Raw genomic sequence first — 16,879 nt, 5'->3', positions numbered from 1 at the left:
CCGTTCCTTGCGTGTCGGGGTGTCCACCAATAGGCGGACCGACCAGCGTGGCGCGGCCGAGAAGCCCCGCACCTGAGTCCGGGCTGGGTATCCTGGGTCGTTGATGGCACTCCGGTTTCAGGGGCCGGCGTCGCGCATCGGAACGAGAGGCCACAGTGGCAGCAGGAACGACAACCACCAGCACCGAGACGTCAGGGGCGGCCACCAGGCCGGTCCGGGTCGCGATCGTCGACGACCACGAGTCCGTCCGACTCGGGATCCAGGCGGCGTGCCAGAACGAGGGGTTCGAGGTGGTGCTCACCGCCGCCAGTGTCCCCGAGTACGTCCAGAACCTCGACGGGCGAGAGGTCGACGTCGTCGTCCTCGACCTGTCCCTCGGTGACGGCTCGACCGTCACCGAGAACGTCAAGGGCGTGCAGGGGACGGGATCGGCGGTGCTCGTGCACTCCATCGCGGACCGGGTCGCCAACGTGCGTGAGGCGCTCGCAGCAGGGGCTGCCGGCGTCATCCCGAAGTCCTCCGCCACCAAGACGGTGATGGCCGCGGTCGCCACCGTCGCTCGGGGCGACGTGCTCAACAACCTCGAGTGGGCGAGCGCCATCGACGCCGACCGTGACTTCGCGAAGGCGCAGCTCGGCCGCCGCGAGCGCGAGATCCTGCACCTCTACGCCTCGGGGCTCCCGCTCAAGCTCGCCGCCCAGCAGCTCGGCATCGGCTACTCGACGGCGCGTGAGTACCTCGACCGGATCCGGGTGAAGTACGTCGAGGTCGGCCGTCCGGCCCCGACGAAGGTCGACCTGCTGCGTCGGGCCGTCGAGGACGGGATCCTCCCGGGGCTCGACTCGGGCATCGACCCCGACGGCGACGGTCGCTGACACGGATGGTCACCGCGGCTGAGCCGGGGCGGACGGCCGTCGAACCGGCACCGTTCGGTGCCGATCCGGCGCGCAGCGTCCGCGCCTCGATCACGCAGGCATCGGTGGAGCGGGCGTTCGCGATCCTCCTGGCGATGGCCGCGATCGGGCTCGGCATCGTCGACGCGCCGGCGGTCGTGCAGCAGCTGCCGTACCTCGACCCGTTCTGGGGGCCGACGCTGATGCTCGCGCTCGCGGCGTCGTTCGTGCTCATCGGCGTAGCGGCCTTCGTGCAGCGGGTCGCCCAGATGGCGCAGATCATCTGCGCGCTGCTGTTCCTCGTCGCGCTCGTGACGTGGACGGCGACCGTGCAGGAGCCCATCCCGTCGTCGCAGCAGCCGTGGCCGTGGTGGTTCTGCACGGTCGGCTGCACGGCGGCAGCGATGGGCTTCGCCACGTGGCGTGCGACGGTCTACACCGCGCTCGTGCCGGCGGTGTACGTCGTCGTCCGGCTCAGCCCGCTCGGCGGCGACGTCGGCGTCCTCGCGGTGCTGCTCGACGGGGTCTACACGGCGCTCCTCAGCGGCGCGGTGCTCGTCATCGCGGTGGTGCTGCGCCGCGCGGCCACGGCGGTCGACACGGCGCAGTCCACGGCCGTGCGGCGGTACTCGCTCGCCATCCGGGAGCACGCGACGGAGGTCGAACGGGTCCAGGTGGACGCGATCGTGCACGACAGCGTCCTGACGACGCTGCTCTCCGCTGCACGTGCCGACACGCTCGAGGCCAAGACCCTCGCGGCGAGGATGGCCCGGAACGCGATCGACCACCTCGAGGCCGCGGCCACCGACGGCCCGGGTGACGTCGAACCGGTCGCGCTCGGGGAACTCCGGGCGCGCATCCGCGAGGGGATCGGCGCCCTCCCCGCGCCTGTCCGCCTCGTCCCGACGACGACCGGGTCGGTCCGCCTGCCCGCGTCGGTCGCGGACGCGCTGGCCTCGGCGGCGCTGCAGGCCGCGGTGAACAGCGTGCAGCACGCCGGCGACTGCGACGTCTCCCGCTGGGTCAGCATCGAGCAGCAGGGGCAGGGCGTGCGCGTCGAGGTCGGCGACGACGGCCGCGGGTTCGACGTCGCGGCCATCCCCGCTGAACGCCTGGGGGTCCGCCGCTCCATCGTCGAGCGGATCGCGACCGTCGACGGGCACGCCGAGGTGCACACCGCGCCGGGCGAGGGCACCCGCATCGTGCTCACGTGGTCGCCGGCTGCGAGGACGACCGCATGAAGGTCTCCCTGCCGGCGAGCATCGCCCTCGGACTCGCGTCGCTGTTCTCCGTCTACCACCTGGTCCTCGCTGCGGCCACGCTCCCGCGGGTCGACCAGGTCGCCCCGATCATCGCCTGCATGGCGCTCTACGCCGCGGCCACCGGCCTCGCACTGTTCGTCCCCGGCAAGGTCCTGCCGGTCTGGACGGCCTGCTTCTCCCTCGCCACCGCGATCGTGATGCCGGTGATCGCCGCCCCGGTCGTCGTCGAGGGTCGCGGACCCGGCTCCGCCACCTGGTGGATCGCGGCGATCGGCACGCTCATGGTCGTGCTCGTCGTGCGCGGCCGGGGTCCGTTCGCGTGGGCCGGCGTGCTGTTCCTGACCGTGTACACCGTCGCCTGGGCCGGCCTCGGCTCGCTCGGCGGTCTGGGCGTGGTCGGCAGTGTCGCCTGGGTCGCGATCGCCACCGTCTTCGCGGCCGCGATGAGCCGCGCCATCCGCAACACCCGTGAGCTCGTCCTCGCCGAGCAGGAGACCGCCGACTGGCAAGCCGCGCAGGACGCCCACGTGTTCGAGCGGCAGTTCCGGCTGAGCCAGACCACCCGGATGGCCCTGCCGATGCTCCAGCGCATCATCGACTCCTGCGGGGACCTGGACGAGGCCGACCGTGCCGAGTGCCTGCACCTCGAGCAGGCCATCCGTGACGAGATCCGCGGCCGGTCGCTGCTGTCGGACGACGTCCGCGACGAGGTGATGCGCCTGCGTCGCCGTGGAGCGACCGTCCAGCTGCACGACGACGGCGGGCTCGACGACCTGGATGCTCCGGACATCCGTCGCATCCACGCCCGCGTCGCCGAGGCGCTGCGGCAGGCCCGCGACGCCGACAACGTCATCGTCCGGACCGTCGGCGAGGGCTCCGACTCCGCGGTGACCGTCGTCGGGCTCCGCCTCGACGTGGCGGCGAGCGAGTCGGCCGCGCTCGGAGCGGGGCTGGACGACGACGACGGCGACGAGGACGACTCCGTCGCGCTCTGGCTCGAGATCCCGCGGCACGAGCCGGCGTAGCGCGCGGCCACGCGGCCGCGCGCGTGTCGCGACGATGCACCACGTGATCGACGCGTGGATCGTCGCGAACGTGGTACGGACGCGCGCGCTGCCCTGGACGTGATGGGGGACAGCCGGGAGGCGCGCGGCGGCCCCGGCACGAGCCTCCCGGCCGTCACGTGGGTGCGCCGGGCTGGCGCGTGCGTGGAAGCGACCACGTCGCTGTCGTACGACGTCGACGCTGTCGTTCCGCATCGGCCCCGCGAGCCGCACCGACGCCCGCCGGCCTGCGCCGGACGCCCCGGAAACGGGGAACGGGCCGGTCGGATACCGACCGGCCCGTTCGCGACCCGAGGCTGAGCGACAACCCGAATGTCGCCCTGCCCCGCAGCGGGCGGTGGCTTCGTACCCTAGTCGGCCACCGACCAGCGATGTCTTTCGTTGAAGGACACCGAACACCAACTACTATGCCCACGCACCAGCTGCATGTCAGTCGTCATTATGGGGGACAATTTCGGCATTTCCGGTCCGCATCCGCAGATCGTGTCCCCCGAGCGAGGGGATACCGACCGGGAAGTGCGCCCCGTGACCGTCATGATCGGCCGCGCACCGAGGGGTACATCAGCGCAGCGATCGGCCCCAGGCGCCCGGTCCGTCCTCGAGCGGGCGGCGGAGCCCCCGAGCCGCCACGTCCCAGCCGGTGCGCGGTTCGACGACGACGGCAGCGCGTCCGGCCGCCGCGGCCTCGTCGGCCTGCCGCTGCAGGACGGCCACGACGGCGGCGAGCTCCTCGGGGGTGGGTTCGCCGGAGACCACCCGGACGTCCGCCACCGAAGCGGGCTCGTCCGAGGGCACGGGTGCTGCGTGGCGTCCCATCAGAGCGGGATGTTCCCGTGCTTCTTCGGCGGCAGCGTTGCACGCTTGCCCCGCAGCGACCGGAGGGCCTTGATGACCGACACGCGGGTGGCGTGCGGCTGGATGATGCCGTCGAGCTCACCACGCTCGGCCGCCAGGTACGGCGACGCCACGTTGTACGTGTACTCGTTGGCGAGCTTCGTCCGGACCGCGGCGACGTCCTCGCCGGACTCCTCGGCCCGCTTGATCTCGGCGCGGTACAGGATGTTGACGGCGCCCTGACCGCCCATCACGGCGATCTCGGCGGTCGGCCACGCGAGGTTGATGTCGGCGCCGAGCTGCTTCGAGCCCATCACGATGTACGCGCCGCCGTAGGCCTTGCGGGTGATGACGGTGACGAGCGGGACGGTGGCCTCGGCGTAGGCGTAGAGCAACTTCGCGCCGCGGCGGATGACGCCGGTCCACTCCTGGTCGGTGCCGGGCAGGTAGCCGGGCACGTCGACCAGGGTCAGGATCGGGATGCCGAAGGCGTCGCAGAACCGCACGAAGCGGGCGGCCTTCTCGCCGGCGTCGATGTTCAGCGTGCCGGCCATCGCCTGCGGCTGGTTCGCGATGATGCCGACCGTGCGGCCCTCGACCCGGCCGAAGCCGATCAGGATGTTCGGCGCGAAGAGCGGCTGGACCTCGAGGAACTCACCGTCGTCGACGATGTGCTCGATGATCGTGGTGACGTCGTACGGCTGGTTCGTGGAGTCCGGGATCACGACGTCGAGCTCGTGGTCGGCGTCCGTGGTCTCGAGCTCCGGGGCGACGTCGTACGCGGGCGGGTCGGACAGGTTGTTGTCCGGCAGGAACCCGATCAGCGAGCGGGCGTAGTCGAGCGCGTCGGTCTCGTCCTCGGCCATGTAGTGGGCCACACCGGAGACCGCGTTGTGCGTCTGGGCGCCGCCGAGCTCCTCGAAGCCGACGTCCTCGCCGGTGACGGTCTTGATGACGTCCGGACCGGTGACGAACATGTGGCTGGTCTTGTCGACCATGATCACGAAGTCGGTGAGGGCGGGGGAGTACACCGCACCGCCGGCCGCCGGGCCCATCACGATGGAGAGCTGCGGGATGACGCCGGAGGCCTGGGTGTTGAGGCGGAAGATCTCGCCGTACTTGCCGAGCGCGACGACGCCTTCCTGGATGCGGGCGCCGCCGGAGTCGAGGATGCCGATGATCGGCACGCCCGTCTTGAGCGCGTGCTGCATGACCTTGATGATCTTCTCGCCGGCGACCTCGCCGAGCGACCCGCCGAAGACCGTGAAGTCCTGCGCGTACACGGCGACGTTCCGGCCGTGGATCGTGCCGACGCCGGTGACGACCGCGTCACCGTAGGGGCGCTTGGCGTCCATGCCGAACGACGTGGTGCGGTGCCGCACGAACTCGTCGAACTCCACGAAGGAGTTCGGATCGAGCAGCTGCTCGATGCGTTCGCGAGCGGTGCCCTTTCCCTTCGCGTGCTGCTTGGCGATGGCGGATTCGCCCGCGGCGGTCACGGCCTCGTGGTACCGGTCGCGGAGGTCGGCCAGCCGGCCGGCCGTCGTCGACAGATCGGGGGTGTCTCCTGAAGTCACCCGCTCACCCTACCGGCGGGTGGGACGCTGCCGGTTGGAGGACCCCCACGGTTCCTGCCCGTACATTTGCGTGCATGTCCACATCCCCGTCGCCGTCGTTCCCCGCCACCAGCGAGGCGGTCCGGTCGACGGGCGCGACCATCACCGCCCCCGCCGAGACCGGGTCCACCAACGCGGACCTGCTCGCCGCAGCGCCCGAGCAGCAGCACGGCAGCGTCGTCGCGACCCTGCACCAGACCGCGGGGCGGGGCCGGCTCGACCGCACCTGGACCGCTCCGGCCGGTGAGACGCTCGCCGCCAGCGTGCTCGTCCGCGCCGACCTCGACGACCACGACCGCGGCTGGCTGCCCCTGGTCGCCGGTGCGGCGATGCGCGACGCGATCGCGTCGGTGCTCCCCGCCGGCGCGGACGTCGTCGTGAAGTGGCCGAACGACGTGCAGGTCGGCGGGCACAAGGTGTGCGGGATCCTCTGCCAGGTCGCCGCCGACGGCAGCGTCGTGGTCGGCGCCGGCGTCAACCTGACGATCCCGGCCGACCGGCTGCCCACCCCCACGTCCACCTCGCTCCTGCTCGCGGGCGCGGCCGACGACGCACCCGCCCTGGCCGACGCGGTCCTGTCCGCGTTCCTGCGCTCCGTCCTGGAGGCGGTGGCCGGCCTGGTCGCGGGTGGTCACGCCGCCGAGACGGTCCGGACCCACGTCCGCGCCGCGTGCGGCACGATCGGTCGCCGCATCCGTCTCGAGCTGCCGGACGGCAGCGTCGAGGAAGCCGACGCGACCGGCATCGACGACGCCGGTCGCATCACGATCCGGGACCAGGCGGGGCGCACCAGGGGCGTCGCGGTGGGGGACGTCACCCACCTGCGGTATGCATGACGGCATGACCGCCGAGCCCCCGCCCGAACGTGTCGTCGCACGCCTGCGACCGCACGCCCGTCGGCTGGTGCGCCCGGCGGTGTTCGTCGTGCTCGTCACCGCGGCCGGCGGGTTCGGCTTCGGCGTGTTCCAGGCCCAGCTGGCGTGGCTGAACGTCGTCGTCGCGCTCGTCGTCCTGGTGCTCGTCGTGTTCGGCGGCGCGGTCCCGCTGTTCCGGTGGATGTCGGAGCGGTACGTGGTCACCACCCGTCGTCTGGTCGTCGTGGGTGGCCTCGGCACCCGGACGCGGCGGGAGCTCCTGCACTCCCGCGGCTACGACGTCACGGTGCGGCGTCGGGGCCTGCAGGGCCTGTTCCGCTCCGGTGACGTGCTGGTGTTCCCCGGGGACGACCCGGCGGTGGTCCTCGCCGACGTGCCGCACGCCGACCTCGTCGTCGCCGTGCTGCACGACCTGGTGGAGGCGTACGAGGCCAGGCGTCGGCACCGTGAGCCGGACTGGGACGAGATCGTCGGCGGTCCGGACCGTCCGCCGTGGGGCGACGTGCGGGCCTGACCGCGGACGCCGCGACACCCCCTGGGGAGCAGTGGTGAGACTTCGGCGAGAAACCGGTACCGTCTTCGACGTGCGTATCTCTGTCATCGGCTGCGGCTACCTCGGTGCCGTGCACGCCGCCTCCATGGCCAAACTCGGACACGAGGTCGTCGCTGTGGACGTCGACCCCACCAAGATCGAGCGGCTCGCTGCCGGCGAGGCCCCCTTCTTCGAGCCCGGCCTGCCCGAGATCCTGACCGAGGCCCTCGAGTCCGGTCGGATCCGCTTCACCACCGACATGGCCGAGGTCGCCGGTGCCCGCGTGCACTTCCTCGCCGTCGGCACCCCGCAGGGCCCCACCGGCGCCGCGGACCTGACCTACGTGAACGCCGCCGTCGCCGCGCTCACCCCGCACTTGGCCGCCGGCGAGTTCGTCGTCGGCAAGTCGACCGTGCCCGTCGGCACCGCGGCGCGCCTGGCCGCCGAGGTCAGCGAGGCCGTCCCCGGTGCCACGCTCGTCTGGAACCCCGAGTTCCTGCGTGAGGGCTTCGCGGTGCAGGACACCATCGCGCCGGACCGCTTCGTGTACGGCGTGCCCGACGGTGCGGCCGGCGAGCAGGCCGTCGCCGCCCTCGACGAGGTCTACGCCGAGGCACTGTCCACCGGCACGCCCCGACTCGTCGTCAACCTGCCCACCGCCGAGCTCGTGAAGATCAGCGCCAACGCGTTCCTCGCCACGAAGATCTCCTTCATCAACTCGATGGCCGAGATCGCCGAGGTCGCCGGTGCCGACGTCACGGCGCTCGCCGACGCGATCGGCCACGACGCCCGCATCGGCCGCAAGTTCCTGAACGCCGGTCTCGGCTTCGGTGGCGGATGCCTGCCGAAGGACATCCGCGCGTTCCAGGCGCGGGCGAACGAGCTGGGCGTCGGGGAGTCCCTGGCGTTCCTGGCCGACGTCGACGCCACGAACCTGCGCCGTCGCGCGCACGTCGTCGAGCTGGCGCAGGAGCTGCTCGGTGGGGTCGTCAGCGGCAAGCGCGTCGCCGTGCTCGGCCTGGCCTTCAAGCCGAACTCCGACGACGTCCGCGACTCGCCGGCACTCGACATCGCTGCTCGCCTGCACGAACTCGGCGCCGTCGTCTCGGCGTACGACCCCGAGGCCGTCGTCACCGCGCGCCGCGTGCACCCCGAGCTCGACTACGTCGAGAGCGCTGCCGAGGCGCTGGGTGGAGCGGAGCTCGTGCTCGTGCTGACCGAGTGGACCGAGTTCCGCGAGCTCGACGCGACGGCCGCTGCCGCGCTCGTGGCGTCGCCCGTCGTCATCGACGGCCGCAACTGCCTCGACCGCGAGGCGTGGACCGCCGCCGGCTTCACGTACCGCGGCATGGGGCGCTAGCCGCGACCGACAGGAGGCCCGATGCCGGTCCGTGGGACCGGCACCGGGCCTCCTGTGCGTTCATCGCGTCGTCAGCCGATGGCTGCGCGCAGCACCGCGCGGTACCGCTCGCCGATCCGTTCGGTGGAGAACTCCGCCGCCGAGACGACGGCCTGCTCCTGGTAGCGCGTCCGCGCCGTGTCGTCGGTGAGCACGCGCTGCAGTGCCGCGCGGAGTGCCGGGACGTCGCCCGGGGGTACGAGCACGCCGGACACGTCGTCCTGCACGACGTCCCGGATGCCGGGCAGGTCGCTCGCCACGATCGCGGCGCCGACCGCCGCGGCCTCGAGCAGGGTCACCGGCAGGCCCTCCTGGTCGCCGTTCGCCGCCGGGATCGACGGAACGGCGACGACGGTCGCCGAGGCCAGGGTCTCGAGGACCTCGGTGCGGCCACGCTGGCCGAGGAACGACACCGGCAGCCCTGCGGCCTGCTGCTCGAGCTGGGTCCGGTACGGGCCGTCTCCGACGACGGTGAGCCGCCACGGCACGTCGTCGCCCAGGCCGCGGAGCGACTCGATCAGGTTGCCGAAGCCCTTCTTCTCGACCAACCGCCCGACGGCGACCACGTGGTGCTCCTGTGGCGCGACGCGCGCGCGGGTGTCGCGGGCCGGGCCCAGGTCGACACCCATCGGGATCACGGTCGAGCGTGACTCGGGCACGCCCCACTCGGTCAGCCGATCACGCATCTCGGAGTTGACGGTGGTGACGTGCGCTGACCGCCCGAAGATCCACCGCTTGAGGCGGACGAGGGGAGCCGCACGGAGCGCGTAGATGTCCCCGCCGTGGGTGGTCACGACGACGGGCACGCCCGGAGCGGCCAGGGTCGCGACGAGGGCCTGGGGGATGGCCCAGTGCGCGTGGATGACGTCGGGCCTCGCGGAACGCACCACGCGCCGCACGGCCAGGTACTGCGCGAGCACCAGGGCGGGCACCTGCACGATGCGGGAGCGGCGTTCCTTGAGGTTGTCGAGGATCGCGCCGTCGGCCAGGTCCTCGAAGCGACGCGGGAAGTACGGGTAGCGACGGACCGCGACCTCGCCGATGCGCTCCTTCGTGGCACCGCCGGGCACGCGGGGCGTGAGGACGAGGGTGTCGAACTCGGTCGCCTCTTGGTGGGCGAGGTCGAGCACGAACGCCGGCACCCCGTCGTCCGGTCGGGCCGGGAACGTCGAGCCCAGGACGAGCAGGCGGGGGCGTCCCTGGGGGGAGCGGGCGGAGCGAGTGGTGCGGGACATCGTGCCTTTCCGGGGGTGGCGGGGGACGGTCCGGTAGGCTCTCACCCCGTGCGCGTACTGATCCACAATAGCGATTCGCCCCACAACCGCGGGGACCGGGCGATCCTCGCCGGCAACGTCGAGCTCGTCCGCCGCCGGTGGCCCGACGCCGAGATCGTGTCCCTGTCCCAGTACCCCGAGCGGGACGCCGCGTGGTTCGGGATCCGGTTCCTGCCGGTCTCCCCGTACAGCACGGGCATCGGCGACCTGTTCGCCCTGCTGCGTGCCGCCCGCGGCGCCGACGTGGTGCTCTGGGGTGGCGGCGAGATCCTGAAGGACTACACGAACAAGCTCGGCCTCGTGTACTGGTTCGGCAAGATGCTGCTCGTCCGTGCGGTCAACAAGAACCTCGTCGGGGCGTTCCAGGGCATCGGCCCGACCACCGCCGGGGTCAGCAAGCGCCTGATCCGCGCCACCGTCGACCTGTGCAGCGCGTTCGCCGTCCGTGACGACGAGTCCCGCGAGAAGCTCCTGTCCTGGGGCGTGACGACGCCGATCGTGTCGTCCTTCGACCCCGCCGTCGTCGGGACGGTCACCCCGCCCGACGCCGAGGTGCTCGAGCGGCTCGAGCGCACCACCGGCCTGACCGCCGAGCAGCTCGACGGCTCGATCGGCTTCGGCGTCCGCCGCTGGTTCCACTACAAGCGCAGCGGCTGGATCCCGTTCCGGTTCCTGCCGAAGCGTTTCCGCCAGACCGGTGTCGACAGCGACAAACTCGTGACCTACCGCCAGGCCGTCGCCGACCTGGCCGACCGCGTCATCGACCGCTGGGACGCCGACGTGGTGTTCTACCCGATGCACATGGAGGCGTCCGAGGGTGACGCCGCGTTCGCCCGCGAGGTCATCGCGCTGATGCGGCACGCCGACCGCACCCACGTGGTCGAGGCCGACGAGTTCTCGCCGTCCGAGTACGCCGGGCTGATGTCCCGCAGCCGCCTGTTCCTGGCGAGCCGCCTGCACTCGGCGATCGTGGCGACCATCGCCGGGGTGCCGGCCGCGGTGCTCTACTACGTCGACAAGGGCCGGCTGTTCTTCGAGCAGATGGGACAGCAGGCGTACTCGAAGCCGATCGAGGCCGCGCTCGAGTCCACGTTCGTCGACGACGTCACGGCGCAGCTCGAGGCGCTCGACGCGGACCGCGACGCGGTCCGTGCGCAGCTCGCCGAGGGCGTGGCCCGCATGGCGACCGCACTCGACGCCGACTTCGCCGAGGCGACGCGCGACGTCCGCTGACACGACGGGCGCGAACGCGCGCCCGTGACGGACAGGAGGCCCGTGGCGACACCGCCACGGGCCTCCTGTCCGTCGTGCGCACGGTGCGGGCTGCGCTGTCCGGTGCTGGGCCGTCCGCTCCGTGCGCGCTTGCATGCTCGCTCGGAGCGAGCAACGGCGCACGGACTGACCAGGTGCGCACGGTGCAGCCGCGTGCCTGACGGACGTCAGCTCGTCCGGGAGGCGAAGCGCTTCAGGTAGGTGATGTCGTTGCGGTAGACGTCCTGGTCGCCGGGGAGCGTGCCGCTGGACGCCCACTGCCAGAAGGTCCACTTCGACCAGCTGCGGCCGAGGGTGCCGGGCGTGGTGAAGTCCTTCACCGGGTAGATCGCGACGAACAACGGGTTCTTCGAGAACTGGTTGCTGTTGTTCGTGCAGCGCTTCCACCAGTCGGTCGTGGTGTAGATCGCGGGGTACCGACCCGTCTTGGCGACGACCGTCCGGTTGAAGTCCTTGATCCAGCTGCGCATCGACGACCACGACTTGCCGTAGCAGGTGCCCTGGGCGGCGCTGCCGTACTCGATGTCGAGCAGCGGCGGCAGGGTCTTGCCGTCCTTGCTCCACTGGCCGCCGTGCGCGAAGAAGTAGTTCGCCGTCGCGGCGCCGCTCGCCTGGCTCGGCTGGGCGTAGACGTAGCCACCGCGGTACAGGTTGCGCTGCTTCGCGGTCGCGTACTGCTGCTTGTACGTCGAGCTGACGTACGAGGTGCCCTCGGTCGCCTTGACGTACACGAACCGGGCGCCGTTGCCGTACGCCTGCCGGAAGTTCACGCTCGGCTGCCACGCGCTGATGTCGAAGCCCTGCACCCGGCCCGGGGGCGGACCGCCGGCGGAGGCGGCAGCGGCGGAGGAGCTGAGGGCCTGCGCGCTCACGCCGCCGGACAGGGCGTCGGGCGAGGCGGTCGTGACGTGGGACTCGCCGGCGTGCGCGGCGATGCCGGCACCCATGGTGTGGTTGCCGGTGCGGTCCATCTCGGCGATGGACAGCTGCTCGGTGGGTGCCTCTGCCGCCGGCGCCGCTGCCGACGTACCCGCCGTGGGGGCCGGTGCCGCGGTCGCGGGGGCGGTCGTGGTGACGCCGACGGCCGGGCCGCTGGCGAAGGTGATGGCCCCGGCGACGACGGCGGCGGTGCCGAGTCCGAGGAGTCTGCTGATCGGTGCGCGCATGTGGTCTCGTCTTCCCTGTCGAGATGCCGTGGGCCTGATCTCCCACGCCGAGGTCCGAGTGATGCTACCCGGCCTCGGCGACACATGTCCGTCAGGCGCACACGGGCGGCACCCGCCGCGGTGGGCTACCGCCGACGGCGCGGCGCTGTGTCGGTGTCGTCGGTCTCGACCTCCGGCAGGCGCCCGCGCGAGGCGACCTCGCGCGTGGCGTGCTTCTGCCGGCGGTTGAGGAAGTTGCGCTCGACGAGCCACCACATCCCGACGCAGATGGCCAGGGTGACCGGGATCACCACGAAGACCATCAGCAGGAACTGCCACTTCGGGTACAGGCCCATCGGCAGGAGCAGCAGGTTGCCGAGTCCGAGCAGCGGGCTGTGGAAGAGGTAGACCGAGTACGACACGAGGCCGGCGAGCACGAACGGCTTCCAGGCGAAGAACCGTGCCAGCCAGGTGTGCTGCCCGGACACGGCTCGGCGTCCCATCCAGGTCAGCAGGATGCCGGCGAAGATGCCGAGGACGACCTCGGACGGCCAGGTCTGGTGCTGCCAGTAGTCGCGGTTGCGGAAGAAGACGAGGAGCATCCCGACGAACATCGCGGCGACGAACACGCCGCCCTGCCACCGCGGGCCGCCGAGCTTCGAGGCGTTCAGCTTGCCGGTCAGGTGCTCGTCACGGGCCTTCACGGTGAGTTCGGCGGCCAGCATGCCGACCGCGAAGAGGCCGACGAACCACGGGTGCATCCACGAGTAGCGGCTCTCGGAGCCCATCCACATGCCGATCAGGACCAGCGAGGACGCGGTAGCCCAGCCGCCGAAGACCTTCCAGAGCGGCAGGATCAGCAGCGGCATGAGGAAGTAGATCTGCCACTCGACGGCGACCGTCCACATCGGGCCGTTGATCTTGCCGATGTACTGCGGGAAGAAGTCGTGCACCAGGAAGAAGTGCGTGAGGAAGGTTCCCCAACCCATCGGCAACTTCGTGTCCCACTGCGTGCCACCCGGCTGCCCCATCACGGGGACGAACAGGATGATGAGCGCGAAGACGACGAGCGACGCCCAGTACGGCGGGATGATCCGTCGTGCGCGGCGCCAGATGAACTTCCAGAAGCCGCCCGGCAACCGGTAGCGGTCGAACCGGGTCACGACGGGGAGCATCAGCACGTAGCCGGACAGCACGATGAACAGCGGGACGCCGAGGTAGCCCCACCCGATGAACGGACGGAGCCACGGCAGCTCGGTCGGACCGGTGCCCCGCATCCCCGTGAAGAGGTACGCGTGGTAGAACACCACGGCGAGGGCGGCGAGTCCGCGGAGACCGTCCAGGTACGGGAACTCGAGACGGCCCCCGGCTCGGGGAGCGGCGGCCCTCGGTTCGGCTGCGGTTTCGGCTGCGCGGGTTTCGGTGGCCAACGAACGTCCTCGTGGTGGTCGGAGCGGGGTCCCCGGCAGTCTCCCACACGCCGAGCGTCCCTCGCGATCCGGCCCGGTGCGGTCCGACAAGCGATCGGATGTCATGATGAAGCACGTGACCGTGACGACGCCCGCAGCACCGCAGTCCGCCCACGAGCCCGTTCGAGGCCGTTCGGGGACGGCTTCCCGACGGTACCGGCACCTGGTCGCACCCCTGCTCCTCGCGGTCCTCACGGTGGTCGGCGTCGTCCTCTGCGCCGCCGTGGCCTACCACAACCGTCTCGGCGTCACCAACGTCGACGGCATCTCCTACATGGGCATCGCGCGCGAGTACGCGAACGGCTGGCTGCCCGATGCGATCAACGCGTACTGGTCGCCGCTGGTCTCGTGGATGATGGCGCCGTTCGTCGCGCTCGGCCTCGGCCTGCAGACGGCCTTCGCGATCGTCAACTGCTTCGCCGCGGCCGTGGTGCTCGGCATCGGCGGGTGGCTCGTCTGGTCGCAGAACCACCGCATCGTCCCGGCCCTGGTCTTCATGGTCACGGCGATCCCCGCGCTGATGAGCGCCGTGCCGGTGCAGACCCCGGACCTGCTCGTCGTCGCGTGGGTCGTCGGGTTCCTCTGGGCACTCCGGTGGGCCGACCAGGCGCTGCACGGATCGACGCGGGCGCGGGTCGTCTCCGGGGCCGTGCTCGGTGCCGTCGCAGCCCTCGGCTACTTCACCAAGCTGTTCCTGCTGCCGGTGGCCATCGGTGCCGTGATCCTCTGGCTGCTGCTGCGCGTCTGGTCCGCCCGCCGTCGCCACGAGCCCGTGCGGCACTGGTGGACGGCGCCCGTCGCGACGATCGTCGTGTTCGTCGTCGTCATCGCCCCCTGGGTCGGTGCCCTGACCGCCAAGTACGACACCGTGACGCTCGGGTCGTCACTGTCGGTCAACATCGGATCGAAGTTCGACGACGGCGGTCGAGCCACGGACTGGCCGTTCCTGCCGGTCCCGCCCAACGACCACGCCTTCTCGCCGAACGAGGACTTCACCCCGTCGGTCTACAAGCAGGGCCCGATGGACAACCCGGACCCCGCCGTGGTGCCGCCGGCCACCTCGTCGTCCAGCGACGACACCGCGCCGAAGGTCACGAAGGAGTCCGGCATCGCCGCCCGCGCCGGCTACTACCTGCACGAGCGCATGCTCGCCCTGCCGTACTACCTGCAGAAGATCAGCACGTTCGCCCCGTTCGCGGCACCGATCGCGCTGCTCTTCGCCGCCGCACTCGTCATCGGTGTCGTGCGCTTCCGCCGCTACGCCTTCACCTGCATCGTCGCCGCGACGACCCTGGTCTACTTCGTCGGCTACGGCATGATCACGTCGTCGTCGAGCGGCGGCGGCAACGCGCGCTACTACTGGCCGCTCTTCTACCTGACCGCGATGATCGGTGCGCTCATGCTGCCGGCGGTCTGGCGACTGGTGCGCCGTCGTGGCGTGGTGCGGACGATCGTCGCGTGCCTGGCGATCGCCGTGGTGCCCCTGGCGTCGTACACGCAGAACTGGCTCGGGTCGCCGGCGCCGTTCTACCCGTCGGTGAACCGGACCGAGCCGCTGCGCGTCCTCGGCCCGACCCGGGTGCCGGAGATCGTCCGGCTCGCCGACCAGATCCGGGCGAGCGGCGCGCTCCCCGAGGACGCCACCGTCATCGGGTCGAACTACCGGTCGCTGGCGTCGCTCGCCTTCCTGACCGACACGCGTGTGTACGGTCGCTCAGGTCAGGGGTACACCTACCAGTCGGACGCGATGCGCAAGCTGTTCCTCGACCAGGGCGTGCAGTACTTCGTGCAGTTCGACGCGGCCACTGCCCCGGCGCGCGACTACTCGGCGGCCGGCAAGGTCGTCGGCACGTACAACGCGACGATCTCGTGCAGCACCGACCGGTCGACCGACCCCGAGGTCCCCTGCCGCGTCCAGGTCATCAAGCTCGCCCGGTAGCGCGAGCGACGGGGCGAGCGAGGGCCGCAGCGGCACCGCAGGGAGCGGCCCGCCCCACCGTCTACCATGACCTGAGCCCGAGACCTGAGCAGGAGACCCGTTTGTCCGTCAGCACCAGCGACACCCCCGCGCCCGAGGGGAAGCGTCCGTCGAAGCGACGACGGTTCCTCGGCAAGGCGATCCCGATCGTCTTCTACGTCCTGCTCGCGGTGTTCCTCGTGCTGTACGTGCGCGGCGTCGACTGGGGGCAGCTCGCCGGACTCGACTGGCAGTGGTCGTGGGTGGCCCTCGCGACGGTGATCAGCCTCGGGTTCCGCTACTGGGGTGTCGGCATCTGGTTCTACCTGCTGCGACGACTCGGTGCGACCGGGCTGAAGGGCAGTGGCGTCACCCTGACCTACGTGTACGCGAAGTCCTGGATGGGCCGCTACATCCCGGGTGCTGCCACCTGGATCATCGGCAAGGTCTACTTCGCCTCGAAGCACGGCGTCTCGAAGGCCCGTCTCGGTGTGAGCGGCCTGCTCGAGGGAGCCCTGCAGATCGCCGCGACCCTGGCCCTGGCGCTCGTGCTGCTGCTCATCGACCCGCGCACCCACAACCTCGACCCGTGGCTCATCGTCCTGATGATCGCGGCGTTCGTCGGTTGTGTCGTCTGCCTGATCCCGCGGGTCTTCGTGTTCCTGATCGGGATCGCGCTGAAGATCCTGCGCCGCAAGCCGCTCGAAGCCGACGTCCGCCCGAACCTCGGCACCGTCCTCGGCGGGGCCGGTCTCTACGTCGCCGGAGCGGTGCTGTCCGGCACGGCGTACTACTTCATCACCCTCGGGGTGTACCCGTCGCTCAAGATCACCGACGCGGCCTTCGTGATCGGTGCCGCGAGCATGGCCTCGGCGATCAGCATGCTTGCCGTCTTCGCCCCCGGCGGGCTCGGTGTCCGCGAGGGCGTCCAGGCCCTCCTGCTGGCCCTCGTGATGCCGGTGCCGATCGCCCTGGTGGTCGTCGTCGTCACCCGTGTCTGGAGCCTCGCCGTCGACGGGCTCTTCCTGCTCTGCGCCGCGGCCCCCACGTGGTTCCGGCGCGACCGGCCGACGGACGACCCCTCCGCGGTCGAGGGTGGCGTCCCCGCCGCCTGACGCGGCAGCGAGTGTGCAGAAGACGTCGGGTCCCGTGTCGGGACCCGACGTCTTCTGCTCACTGGGCGGCCGTGGCGCGCCTGGCGACGGACGGGAGGCCCGTGCCAGCTGGCACCGGGCCTCCCGTCCGTCTCGCAGGGGCGTCCAACCCGCGCCGTGCGCCGTCCGCCGA

Annotated in this window: 14 protein-coding genes; 9 read left to right on the top strand and 5 right to left on the bottom strand. The window is 71.4% G+C overall.

Annotation, left to right across the window (positions count from 1 at the left end; genetic code table 11):
* The first annotated feature begins 155 nt into the window (after positions 1-155).
* From BIU95_RS16135 to BIU95_RS16125, 3 genes are read left to right on the top strand one after another with little or no spacing between them, the layout of a single operon-like run.
* The gene (locus BIU95_RS16135) at positions 156-875 is read left to right on the top strand and encodes a response regulator transcription factor (protein ID WP_017888757.1); all 720 of its coding nucleotides are present in this window, start codon (positions 156-158) and stop codon (positions 873-875) included.
* Between the two features lie 5 nt (positions 876-880).
* Entirely contained in the window at positions 881-2,134 is a 1,254-nt protein-coding gene (locus BIU95_RS16130; RefSeq protein ID WP_017888758.1) for a sensor histidine kinase, read from the top strand.
* Positions 2,131-3,180, top strand: a complete 1,050-nt coding sequence (locus tag BIU95_RS16125) for a hypothetical protein (protein WP_071252227.1) — start codon at positions 2,131-2,133, stop codon at positions 3,178-3,180. Before BIU95_RS16130 ends, BIU95_RS16125 begins: the two co-directional genes overlap by 4 nt.
* A 600-nt stretch (positions 3,181-3,780) precedes the next feature.
* Here BIU95_RS16125 and BIU95_RS16120 read toward each other — a convergent pair.
* Together BIU95_RS16120 and BIU95_RS16115 are read right to left on the bottom strand one after the other, a co-directional pair.
* Positions 3,781-4,035: an acyl-CoA carboxylase subunit epsilon gene (locus BIU95_RS16120; RefSeq protein ID WP_017888760.1), complete on the bottom strand. Its 255-nt coding sequence runs from the start codon at positions 4,033-4,035 to the stop codon at positions 3,781-3,783.
* A complete protein-coding gene (locus BIU95_RS16115) occupies positions 4,035-5,630 on the bottom strand; it encodes an acyl-CoA carboxylase subunit beta (protein ID WP_017888761.1) in 1,596 nt (531 codons plus the stop codon). Before BIU95_RS16115 ends, BIU95_RS16120 begins: the two co-directional genes overlap by 1 nt.
* A 74-nt stretch (positions 5,631-5,704) precedes the next feature.
* Here BIU95_RS16115 and BIU95_RS16110 point away from each other — a divergent pair, with 74 nt between their 5' ends.
* From BIU95_RS16110 to BIU95_RS16100, 3 genes are all read left to right on the top strand, one after another.
* Positions 5,705-6,505, top strand: a complete 801-nt coding sequence (locus BIU95_RS16110; protein ID WP_056070837.1) for a biotin--[acetyl-CoA-carboxylase] ligase — start codon at positions 5,705-5,707, stop codon at positions 6,503-6,505.
* A gap of 4 nt (positions 6,506-6,509) precedes the next feature.
* Positions 6,510-7,058 (top strand): PH domain-containing protein, encoded by a 549-nt coding sequence (locus BIU95_RS16105; protein ID WP_071252207.1) that lies wholly within the window; start codon positions 6,510-6,512, stop codon positions 7,056-7,058.
* A 70-nt stretch (positions 7,059-7,128) separates the two neighbouring features.
* On the top strand, positions 7,129-8,436 hold the full coding sequence (locus BIU95_RS16100) for a UDP-glucose/GDP-mannose dehydrogenase family protein (protein ID WP_042538819.1): 1,308 nt from the start codon (positions 7,129-7,131) through the stop codon (positions 8,434-8,436).
* A gap of 71 nt (positions 8,437-8,507) precedes the next feature.
* On the opposite strand, the gene BIU95_RS16095 is transcribed toward BIU95_RS16100, so the two are convergent.
* A complete protein-coding gene (locus BIU95_RS16095) occupies positions 8,508-9,710 on the bottom strand; it encodes a glycosyltransferase (RefSeq protein WP_071252205.1) in 1,203 nt (400 codons plus the stop codon).
* 48 nt (positions 9,711-9,758) lie between these two features.
* Between BIU95_RS16095 and BIU95_RS16090 the strand changes: the two genes are divergently transcribed.
* On the top strand, positions 9,759-10,982 hold the full coding sequence (locus tag BIU95_RS16090; RefSeq protein ID WP_071252204.1) for a polysaccharide pyruvyl transferase family protein: 1,224 nt from the start codon (positions 9,759-9,761) through the stop codon (positions 10,980-10,982).
* A 206-nt stretch (positions 10,983-11,188) separates the two neighbouring features.
* Here BIU95_RS16090 and BIU95_RS16085 read toward each other — a convergent pair whose 3' ends face one another.
* Positions 11,189-12,187: a GH25 family lysozyme gene (locus tag BIU95_RS16085; protein WP_214584919.1), complete on the bottom strand. Its 999-nt coding sequence runs from the start codon at positions 12,185-12,187 to the stop codon at positions 11,189-11,191.
* 125 nt (positions 12,188-12,312) lie between these two features.
* The gene (locus BIU95_RS16080) at positions 12,313-13,596 is read right to left on the bottom strand and encodes an acyltransferase (RefSeq protein WP_017888768.1); all 1,284 of its coding nucleotides are present in this window, start codon (positions 13,594-13,596) and stop codon (positions 12,313-12,315) included.
* Positions 13,597-13,702: 106 nt separating this feature from the next.
* Between BIU95_RS16080 and BIU95_RS18435 the strand changes: the two genes are divergently transcribed.
* Together BIU95_RS18435 and BIU95_RS18430 are read left to right on the top strand one after the other, a co-directional pair.
* Positions 13,703-15,574, top strand: a complete 1,872-nt coding sequence (locus BIU95_RS18435; protein WP_139179874.1) for a hypothetical protein — start codon at positions 13,703-13,705, stop codon at positions 15,572-15,574.
* A 101-nt stretch (positions 15,575-15,675) separates the two neighbouring features.
* Complete coding sequence (locus tag BIU95_RS18430; protein WP_017888770.1) at positions 15,676-16,707, top strand: lysylphosphatidylglycerol synthase domain-containing protein; 1,032 nt, start codon at positions 15,676-15,678, stop codon at positions 16,705-16,707.
* The last annotated feature ends 172 nt before the right edge of the window (positions 16,708-16,879 follow it).

It is taken from the genome of Curtobacterium sp. MCBA15_007, assembly GCF_001864905.1.
Classification (GTDB): Bacteria; Actinomycetota; Actinomycetes; order Actinomycetales; family Microbacteriaceae; genus Curtobacterium; species Curtobacterium poinsettiae.
This window is presented reverse-complemented; position numbering and strand designations above follow the sequence as displayed.

What these genes read in the sequence shown, in the direction of transcription:
- BIU95_RS16130 (WP_017888758.1), top strand. Translation starts at nt 881, where the DNA reads ATGGTCACCGCGGCTGAGCCGGGGCGGACGGCCGTCGAACCGGCACCG.
- BIU95_RS16125 (WP_071252227.1), top strand. Translation starts at nt 2,131, where the DNA reads ATGAAGGTCTCCCTGCCGGCGAGCATCGCCCTCGGACTCGCGTCGCTG.
- BIU95_RS16120 (WP_017888760.1), bottom strand. Translation starts at nt 4,035, where the DNA reads ATGGGACGCCACGCAGCACCCGTGCCCTCGGACGAGCCCGCTTCGGTG.
- BIU95_RS16110 (WP_056070837.1), top strand. Translation starts at nt 5,705, where the DNA reads ATGTCCACATCCCCGTCGCCGTCGTTCCCCGCCACCAGCGAGGCGGTC.
- BIU95_RS16105 (WP_071252207.1), top strand. Translation starts at nt 6,510, where the DNA reads ATGACCGCCGAGCCCCCGCCCGAACGTGTCGTCGCACGCCTGCGACCG.
- BIU95_RS16095 (WP_071252205.1), bottom strand. Translation starts at nt 9,710, where the DNA reads ATGTCCCGCACCACTCGCTCCGCCCGCTCCCCCCAGGGACGCCCCCGC.
- BIU95_RS16085 (WP_214584919.1), bottom strand. Translation starts at nt 12,187, where the DNA reads ATGCGCGCACCGATCAGCAGACTCCTCGGACTCGGCACCGCCGCCGTC.
- BIU95_RS18435 (WP_139179874.1), top strand. Translation starts at nt 13,703, where the DNA reads ATGAAGCACGTGACCGTGACGACGCCCGCAGCACCGCAGTCCGCCCAC.